This is a genomic window from Paludibacterium sp., assembly GCF_019232825.1.
Taxonomy (GTDB): Bacteria; Pseudomonadota; Gammaproteobacteria; order Burkholderiales; family Chromobacteriaceae; genus Paludibacterium.
Genome location: NZ_JAFAND010000057.1, coordinates 1 through 8482 on the forward strand (window position 1 = coordinate 1; position 8482 = coordinate 8482).

Annotated in this window: 8 protein-coding genes; 6 read left to right on the forward strand and 2 right to left on the reverse strand. The window is 61.2% G+C overall.

Going from position 1 to position 8482, the window contains the following annotated elements; all coding sequences use genetic code 11:
- Positions 1-43: 43 nt before the first annotated feature.
- Positions 44-493, forward strand: coding sequence for an NUDIX hydrolase (locus JOZ06_RS07185; protein ID WP_293230609.1), 450 nt, complete (start codon positions 44-46; stop codon positions 491-493).
- A 72-nt stretch (positions 494-565) separates the two neighbouring features.
- Complete coding sequence (gene mnmA / locus JOZ06_RS07190) at positions 566-1630, forward strand: tRNA 2-thiouridine(34) synthase MnmA (protein WP_293230611.1); 1065 nt, start codon at positions 566-568, stop codon at positions 1628-1630.
- 82 nt (positions 1631-1712) lie between these two features.
- Here mnmA and JOZ06_RS07195 read toward each other — a convergent pair whose 3' ends face one another.
- Together JOZ06_RS07195 and uvrA are read right to left on the reverse strand one after the other, a co-directional pair.
- Positions 1713-2156, reverse strand: coding sequence for a VOC family protein (locus JOZ06_RS07195; protein WP_293230614.1), 444 nt, complete (start codon positions 2154-2156; stop codon positions 1713-1715).
- Between the two features lie 47 nt (positions 2157-2203).
- Positions 2204-5020 (reverse strand): excinuclease ABC subunit UvrA, encoded by a 2817-nt coding sequence (gene uvrA, locus JOZ06_RS07200; protein ID WP_293230617.1) that lies wholly within the window; start codon positions 5018-5020, stop codon positions 2204-2206.
- A gap of 121 nt (positions 5021-5141) precedes the next feature.
- Between uvrA and JOZ06_RS07205 the strand changes: the two genes are divergently transcribed.
- The 4 genes from JOZ06_RS07205 to JOZ06_RS07220 all read left to right on the forward strand — a co-directional run.
- Positions 5142-6503, forward strand: coding sequence for an MFS transporter (locus tag JOZ06_RS07205; protein ID WP_293230620.1), 1362 nt, complete (start codon positions 5142-5144; stop codon positions 6501-6503).
- On the forward strand, positions 6504-7025 hold the full coding sequence (gene ssb, locus JOZ06_RS07210) for a single-stranded DNA-binding protein (RefSeq protein WP_293230623.1): 522 nt from the start codon (positions 6504-6506) through the stop codon (positions 7023-7025).
- Between the two features lie 289 nt (positions 7026-7314).
- Positions 7315-7608 (forward strand): helix-turn-helix transcriptional regulator, encoded by a 294-nt coding sequence (locus JOZ06_RS07215; protein ID WP_293230625.1) that lies wholly within the window; start codon positions 7315-7317, stop codon positions 7606-7608.
- Between the two features lie 2 nt (positions 7609-7610).
- A partial coding sequence (locus JOZ06_RS07220) for a HipA domain-containing protein (RefSeq protein ID WP_293230628.1) occupies positions 7611-8482 on the forward strand: 872 nt, incomplete at its 3' end.

Consider the following 8482-nt stretch of genomic DNA (forward strand, 5'->3'; position numbering starts at 1 on the left):
AAGGGGGCGCGAGCCCCCTTTTTGCATGTTGAGGAACACCGCGATGGAACGCTGGACACCGCACGTGACAGTGGCGGCGCTGATCGAGCGCGACGGCCGTTTTCTGTTGGTGCGAGAACAAACCGCCGCCGGCATCCGCTTCAACCAGCCGGCCGGCCACTTGGAGCAGGGCGAACAGCTGGTCGACGCCGTGGTGCGCGAGGCGCTGGAGGAAACCGCCTGGCAGGTGACGCCGCAAGCGCTCTTGGGCATCTATCAGGCCGAGTCGTTCGACCGCGCCATCACCTATCTGCGCTTCGCCTTCATCTGCCAGGCTGAGCGGGAAGTCACCGGCCGGCCGCTGGACGACGGCATTCTCGATACCCACTGGCTCACGCCGGCGGAAATCCGCGCGCGCCAGAGCCAGTTGCGCAGCCCCGCCGTGCTCTGCTGCATCGACGATTACCTGGCGGGCCAACGCTACCCGCTGTCGCTGATTCAGACCCTGGCTTGATCCTTTCCGGGGTCGTCTCCATCTTGGTATAATCTTCGGTTTTTAAACGCATTCTGGTAGGAAGGATTTCCCGTGACGGGCAAAAAGCGCATTGTCGTCGGCATGTCGGGCGGCGTGGATTCATCGGTAACGGCATGGCTTCTCAAGCAGCAGGGCCATGAAGTCATCGGCGTGTTCATGCAGAACTGGGAGGACGACAACGACGGCGATTATTGCTCGATCAAGCAGGATTCGCTGGATGCGCTGTCGGTGGCCGACATCGTCGGCATCGACATGGAAATCGTCAATTTCGCCAAAGAGTACAAGGACCGCGTCTTCGCCTACTTCCTGGCGGAATACTCGGCCGGCCGCACCCCTAACCCGGACGTGCTGTGCAATGCCGAGATCAAGTTCAAAGCATTTCTCGACTACGCCATGCAGCTCGGCGCCGATTGCATCGCCACCGGCCATTACGCGCGCAAGCTCGTGCGCGACAACCGCCACTACCTAATGAAGGCGGTCGACGACACCAAGGACCAAAGCTACTTCCTCTACCGCTTGAATCAGTCGCAGCTGTCGAAGGCGCTCTTTCCGCTGGGCGACATCCGCAAGAGCGAGGTTAGGCGCTTGGCGCATGAAGCCGGCCTGCCGACCGCGGCCAAGAAGGACAGCACCGGCATCTGCTTCATCGGCGAGCGGCCGTTCCGCGAGTTTCTGCAGCGCTATTTGCCGACGAGCCCGGGCGAGATGATCACGCCCGAAGGCAAGGTGATGGGCGAACACATGGGGCTGATGTACTACACGCTGGGTCAGCGCAAGGGGCTCGGCATCGGCGGCCAGGGCGAACCGTGGTTCGTCGCCGGCAAGGACATCCCCGCCAACCGCCTGATCGTGGTGCAAGGCCACGACCACCCGATGCTGTTGAAGCACACGCTCGACATGGCCGATTTGAGCTGGACGCTCGACGCCGCGCCGGAAGCGGGCGATTACACGGCAAAAAACCGCTACCGCATGCCGGATGCCGAATGCGTGCTGTCGCCGGTGGAGAACGGCCAAGCCAGGCTGACGTTCCGCGACCCGCAGTGGGCGGTGACGCCGGGCCAGTCGGCCGTGCTCTACGATGGCGATATCTGTCTGGGCGGCGGCATCATCATGTAGCGTTATGGTGCGTTGCTTCGCGAACGCACCCTACAGCGCATCGTAGCGTGCATTCGCCGCAGGCAATGCACGTTCGTTCAGATCAGGCCGAGGTCTGAGCCAGCTTCAGTTTGCCCGCGAGCCAGGTGTGGTCGTAGCTGACGATCTCGAACGGGTTGCCGAACGGATCGACGAAGGAAATCGAACAGAAAAAATGATGATCGCGCACCGAATCGCGCGCGATGGTCACGCCATCGCGGCTAGCGACACGCTCGCCGGCCAGACGATCGATCCAATCCAGAAAATCCTGCCCGCCGACCACGAACGCCACCGATCCCGGCAGCTCATTGGCCGTTTCCGACTGGCTGACGGCAAAGCGCACCGTGCCGCTGGGATTGGCCAGCATGGTGACGGCATGCGGTTCGTCCTGCAGCGGGCGGTAGCGCGGATCGGGATGCAGCCCAAGCACGCGCTGATACCAGGCAATCGCCTTGCTCGCGTCGGAAACGCAGATATGGATATGGTCAATCTTTCCTAACGACAACATGCTGTTCCTTTATTTCTTTTTACTTCGCATCACCGGACTGACACCGGTTATTTAAGCATAGGCGCCAGATAGCGTCCCGTATGACTCTGCGGATGCGCGGCCAGCGCCTCCGGCGTGCCGCTGGCGATGATGCGCCCGCCGCCGCCACCGCCTTCCGGCCCGAGATCGATCAGCCAGTCGGCTGTTTTGATCACGTCCAGATTATGTTCGATCACCACCACCGTGTTGCCGTTCTCGCGCAAGCGGTGCAACACCTGCAGCAACAGGTCGATGTCGTGGAAATGCAACCCGGTGGTCGGCTCGTCCAGAATATACAGCGTGCGGCCGGTATCGCGCTTGGACAATTCCAGCCCCAGTTTGACGCGCTGCGCCTCGCCGCCGGACAGCGTGGTGGCGGACTGGCCAAGACGGATATAGCCGAGGCCCACGTCCATCAGCGTCTGTAGCTTGCGCGCCACGGTCGGCACCGCGCTGAAGAATTCCAGCGCCTGCTCCACCGTCATTTCCAGCACTTCGTCGATGCTCTTGCCCTTGTAGCGCACTTCCAGCGTTTCGCGGTTGTAGCGCTTGCCGTGACAGACGTCGCACGGCACGTAGATATCCGGCAGGAAGTGCATCTCCACCTTGAGCACGCCGTCGCCCTGACAAGCCTCGCAACGGCCGCCCTTGACGTTGAACGAGAAACGCCCGGGGCCGTAGCCGCGCTCGCGTGCCATCGGCACGCCGGAGAACAGCTCGCGGATCGGGGTAAAGAGCCCGGTGTAGGTGGCGGGGTTGGAGCGCGGCGTGCGGCCGATCGGGCTTTGATCGACGTTGATCACCTTGTCCAGATGCTCCAAACCGGTGATATCGCGGTACGGCGACGGCTCTTCCGAGGCGCCGTTGAGTTCGCGCGCGGCGATCTTGTACAGCGTATCGTTGATCAGCGTCGATTTGCCCGAGCCCGACACGCCGGTGACGCATACCAGCATGCCCAGCGGCAGATCCAGTGTCACGTCCTGCAGATTGTTGCCGCTCGCGCCCATCAGGCGCAGTACGCGGGCCGGATCGACCTCGCGCCGCGTCGCCGGCACTTCGATCTTGCGCCGGCCGGACAGGAATTCGCCGGTCACCGACGTCGTGCATGCCGCCACTTCCTTCGGCGAGCCGGCAATCAGCACCTGGCCGCCATGCTCGCCGGCCCCCGGCCCCATGTCGACGACGTAATCGGCGCTGCGGATGGCATCCTCGTCGTGCTCGACCACGATCACACTGTTGCCCAGGTCGCGCAGGCGCACCAGCGTCGCCAGCAGCCGGTCGTTGTCGCGCTGATGCAGGCCGATCGACGGTTCGTCCAACACGTACATCACCCCGGTGAGGCCCGAGCCGATCTGGCTCGCCAGACGGATGCGCTGCGCCTCGCCGCCGGACAGCGTGTCGGCCGAGCGCGCCAGACACAGATAATCCAGGCCGACGTTATTGAGGAAGGACACGCGCTCGCTCACTTCCTTGACGATTTTTTCCGCCACCGCCTGCTTCTGGCCGCTGAAAACCAACCCTTCGAAGAACGTGGCCGCATCGCGCAGCGACATCAGGTTGATGTCGTGCAGCGAGCGCCCCGCCACCAGCACGTGGCGCGCTTCCAGGCGCAGACGCGTGCCCTGGCAGTGCGGGCACGGCTGATTGTTTTGATACTTGGACAATTCCTCGCGCACCGCGCTGGAGTCGGTTTCGCGATAACGGCGTTCCAAATTGGGCAGAATGCCCTCGAACGGATGACTGCGGCCGAAGCGCGTGCCGCGCTCCGACATATACATGAACTCGATGCTCTCGCGGCCCGAGCCGTTGAGCACCACATGCCGCACCCGCTCCGGCAAGATCTCGAACGGCAGATCGATGTCGAAGTCGTAATGCGCCGCCAGCGACTGCAGCATCTGGAAATAAAATTGATTACGCCGGTCCCAGCCCTTGATCGCGCCGGAAGCCAGCGACAGCTCGGGGTGCGCCACCACGCGCTTGGGATCGAAGAAGGTCAGTTCCCCCAAACCATCGCATTTGGGACAGGCGCCCATCGGGTTGTTGAACGAGAACAACCGTGGCTCAAGCTCCGGCAAGCTATACGAGCAGATCGGGCAAGCGAACTTGGCCGAGAACCATTGCTCGGCGCCGCTATCCATCTCCACCGCGATCGCCCGCCCCTCGGCGTGACGCAGCGCCGTCTCGAAACTCTCCGCCAGGCGTTGCTGCATGTCCGGCCGCACTTTGATGCGGTCGACCACCACCTCGATGGTGTGCTTCTTGTTCTTGTCGAGCTTGGGCACGGCATCGAGCTCAAGCACATCGCCGTCGACGCGCACGCGCACGAAGCCCTGAGCGCGCAACTCCTCGAACAGGTCGATGTTTTCCCCCTTGCGCCCCACCACAACCGGCGCCAGGACCATCACCCGCGCGCCTTCCGGCATGGCCAGCACATGGTCGACCATTTGCGACACCGTCTGCGACGACAGCGGCACGCCATGCTCCGGGCAATGCGGGTCGCCGACGCGGGCGTACAACAGACGCAGGTAGTCGTGAATTTCCGTCACCGTGCCCACGGTAGAGCGCGGGTTGTGGCTAGTGGCCTTCTGCTCGATGGAGATCGCCGGCGACAGCCCCTCGATCAGGTCGACGTCGGGCTTTTCCATCAACTGCAAGAATTGGCGCGCGTAGGCCGACAACGATTCGACGTAGCGGCGCTGCCCTTCGGCGTACAGCGTATCGAACGCCAGCGACGACTTGCCGGAGCCGGACAGACCGGTGATGACGATCAACTGATGCCGCGGCAAGTCGAGATTGATGTTCTTGAGATTGTGCGTACGGGCGCCACGAATGCGAATGGTTTCCATGCCTCACTCACAGGATCGGAGAACCTGATAATATACCTGACTTGTGGATGGCAACTCTACTCGCATCTTGGGGAACGCCATTTTTTGTCATTCGAATAGCGACGCACAGCCCCGTAAATACATGAATCCGCTTGAACTTCGTGCCAGCCTCGGCCTTGCTGGCGTTTATGCCCTGCGCATGCTGGGCATGTTCCTCATCCTTCCCGTGTTCGCGCTCTACGCAAAAACCCTGCCCGGCGCCAGCAGCCCGACCTGGATCGGCATCGCCCTCGGCAGCTACGGTTTGACCCAGGCGCTGCTGCAATTGCCGTTCGGCATGTGGTCCGACCGCATCGGACGCAAGCGGGTCATCTATTTCGGCCTGGTGCTGTTCGCCATCGGCAGCTTCGTCGCCGCCAACGCGCACGACATCGGCTGGCTGATCGTCGGCCGCGTCATCCAGGGCTCCGGCGCCATTTCGGCGGCCGTGACCGCACTGTTGGCCGACCTGACGCGCGAGGAAAACCGCACCAAAGCGATGGCGATGATCGGCATGAGCATCGGCACCACCTTCGCCGTCAGCCTAGTGATCGGCCCGGTGCTCGGGCACTGGATCGGCGTCAACGGCATCTTCGCGCTGACCGGCGTGTTGACGCTGATGGCGCTCATCGGCGTCAAATACATCATTCCCGACCCGGTCATCTCGCGTTTCCACTCCGATACCGAAACCAACACCAGCCGCTTGATGGACGTGCTGAAAAACCCGCAGCTGTTGCGGCTCAACTTCGGCATTTTCGCGCTGCACGGCGCGCAAATGGCAATGTTCGTGGTCATCCCGTTCGCGCTGATCAGCACCGGCCACCTCGACAAACAGCATCACTGGGAGGTCTATTTGCCGGTCACGCTCGGCGGCTTCCTGCTGATGGTGCCGGCGATCATCTATGCCGAGACGCGCAACAAGCTCAAACAGGTATTCGTCGGCGCCGTGGCGCTGATGACCGTGGCGCAGCTCGGCATGGCCTTCGCGTTGACCTCGTTCTGGTGGATCGTCGCCTGGCTCGGCGCCTATTTCATCGCCTTCAACATCCTCGAAGCCACACTGCCGTCGATCATCTCCAAGATCGCGCCAGCGGATGCCAAAGGAACGGCGATTGGTGTGTATAATACCGCCCAGTCTTTCGGCCTTTTCCTGGGCGCTGCCGCCGGCGGGCTGCTGTACACCCACTTCGGCAGCACCGGCGTATTCAGCTTTACCGGCCTGATGATGATCAGCTGGCTCGTCATGGCCATGACCATGGTGCCGCCGGAACCGGTCAAGTCGATGATGTTCCACATCGGCGAGAACTGGCGCGGCAATCCGATCGAGCTTTCGCGCATGCTGACGCTGCAACGCGGCGTCAAAGAGGCGGTCGTCATGCTGGAAGAACGCGTGGCCTATCTCAAGGTATCCCAGAAGGACTGGGACGAGGCCTCGGTACAACAATTGATTCAGGAGACCAACTAAATGGCGTCCGTCAACAAAGTCATTCTCGTCGGCAACCTCGGCCGCGACCCGGAAGTGCGCTACATGCCCTCCGGCGACGCGATCGCCACGTTGTCGATTGCCACCACCGACAGCTGGATGGACAAGCAGTCCGGCCAGCGCCAAGAACAAACCGAATGGCACCGCGTGGTGTTCTTCGGCAAGACCGCCGAAGTGGCCTCGCAATACCTGAAGAAGGGTTCGCAAGTCTACGTCGAAGGCTCGATCCGCACCCGCAAGTGGCAGGATAAGGAAACCGGCCAAGACCGCTACAGCACCGAAATCCGCGGCGACCGCATGCAGATGCTGGGCGGCAAGAGCGGCGGCGGCAGCGCGCCGATGGAAGGTGGCGACGATTACGGCGGCGGTTACCAGGGCCAGGGCGGCGGCTATCAAGGCGGCGGCCGCCAGGAAGCGCCGGCAGCCGCGCCGGCCGCGCCGCGCCGTCAGGAATCGCGCCCGGCGCCGAAGCTCGACGACATCGACGACGATATTCCGTTCTGACCCGAAAGGTTATGACGACACAAAAACCCCAGCCATTGATTTGGCTGGGGTTTTTTGCATTTCGTACATAAGCCCCTCGTTGCCCCCCTGCTGGATTGTACAAGCGGCGATCTACGCCGCCGCTCTAGCTGCTCATTTCTCACTGGCAGAAAACAGCTTTTATGTTGTATATTCACATAACAACGCAAAAGTTGTTTTTTACAAATACAATCCATAGGGTGTAAAACAAGAAAAACAATATTAAGATTGTATTCGACGAATGACTCTGCGCCCAACACCAGGAGCCCCCATGGAATATCCCGTTCAAACCAACAACCAGTTACATCCCTACCTACTGGGATTCCGTAAGGCGGCCGGCTACACGCAAACCCAGATGGCGCAACGGTTGAACATTACCCAGCAGCGCTATGCAAGGCTAGAAGCTCGGCCAGAAGCCGTCAGCCTGGAACAGCTCTTGAAAGTATTTCAGCTGCTAGGCGTAGACTTTGTATTGCGACCGGCCGCCAGAGGAACCGCCCCACAAGATGGGGAGCGTCCCGACACCATTCAGCCACCCATGACAACGCAGACAGATCGTTGGTAAACATGGCAAAGAGCACCACCCTGAATGTTTGGATGAACGGCTTCCTGGTTGGCAATTGGTCCAAAACACGCACCGGGGACACATTTCAATACGCACCCGATTGGCTAGACAGCGATGCCAGACGTCCACTATCACTGTCCATGCCGTTTCCACCGGGAAACATCGCCTACCGCGGGCCACAGGTCACCAGCTACTTTGACAACCTGCTGCCCGATAGCGAGCCTATACGTCGTCGCCTGGCTAGCCGTTACAAAACGGCAGGTCTGGATGCCTTTGCCATGCTGACCGAACTGGGCAGGGACTGCGTCGGCGCAATCCAATTGCTGCCGGATGGCGTCACTCCCACCGGCATTCAGCAGATCACGGCCGCACCACTACCCGATAGCGCCGTGGCAGAACGACTTCGACAAGCCGTCACCCCCCCCGCGCTTGGAGGGGCACATGAAGCATTCGACTTGCGCCTGTCGATTGCCGGCGCCCAGGAAAAAACGGCACTCTTGTTTCATCAAGGCCAGTGGCAACTACCGCAAGGGAGCACGCCGACTACACACATTTTCAAGCTGCCGCTCGGCCTGATCGCAGGGATACAAGCCGATATGTCGGATTCGGTCGAAAATGAATGGCTGTGCTCCAAAATCGTCGAGGAATATGGACTACCGATTGCCCATTGCGACATCGGCCGGTTTGAAGACCAAAAAGCACTGATTGTAACCCGCTTCGATCGGCGTATTGCCGGCGATGGTTCTTGGTTCATTCGCCTTCCCCAGGAGGATTTGGCTCAGGCAACCGGCACACCGCCGCACAAAAAATATCAAAGCGACGGCGGGCCAGGCATAACGGACATCATGAACCTTCTCTTGGGTTCCGTGAATGC

What these genes read in the sequence shown, in the direction of transcription:
- JOZ06_RS07205 (WP_293230620.1), top strand. Translation starts at nt 5,142, where the DNA reads ATGAATCCGCTTGAACTTCGTGCCAGCCTCGGCCTTGCTGGCGTTTAT.
- JOZ06_RS07185 (WP_293230609.1), top strand. Translation starts at nt 44, where the DNA reads ATGGAACGCTGGACACCGCACGTGACAGTGGCGGCGCTGATCGAGCGC.
- uvrA (WP_293230617.1), bottom strand. Translation starts at nt 5,020, where the DNA reads ATGGAAACCATTCGCATTCGTGGCGCCCGTACGCACAATCTCAAGAAC.
- JOZ06_RS07215 (WP_293230625.1), top strand. Translation starts at nt 7,315, where the DNA reads ATGGAATATCCCGTTCAAACCAACAACCAGTTACATCCCTACCTACTG.
- ssb (WP_293230623.1), top strand. Translation starts at nt 6,504, where the DNA reads ATGGCGTCCGTCAACAAAGTCATTCTCGTCGGCAACCTCGGCCGCGAC.
- JOZ06_RS07195 (WP_293230614.1), bottom strand. Translation starts at nt 2,156, where the DNA reads ATGTTGTCGTTAGGAAAGATTGACCATATCCATATCTGCGTTTCCGAC.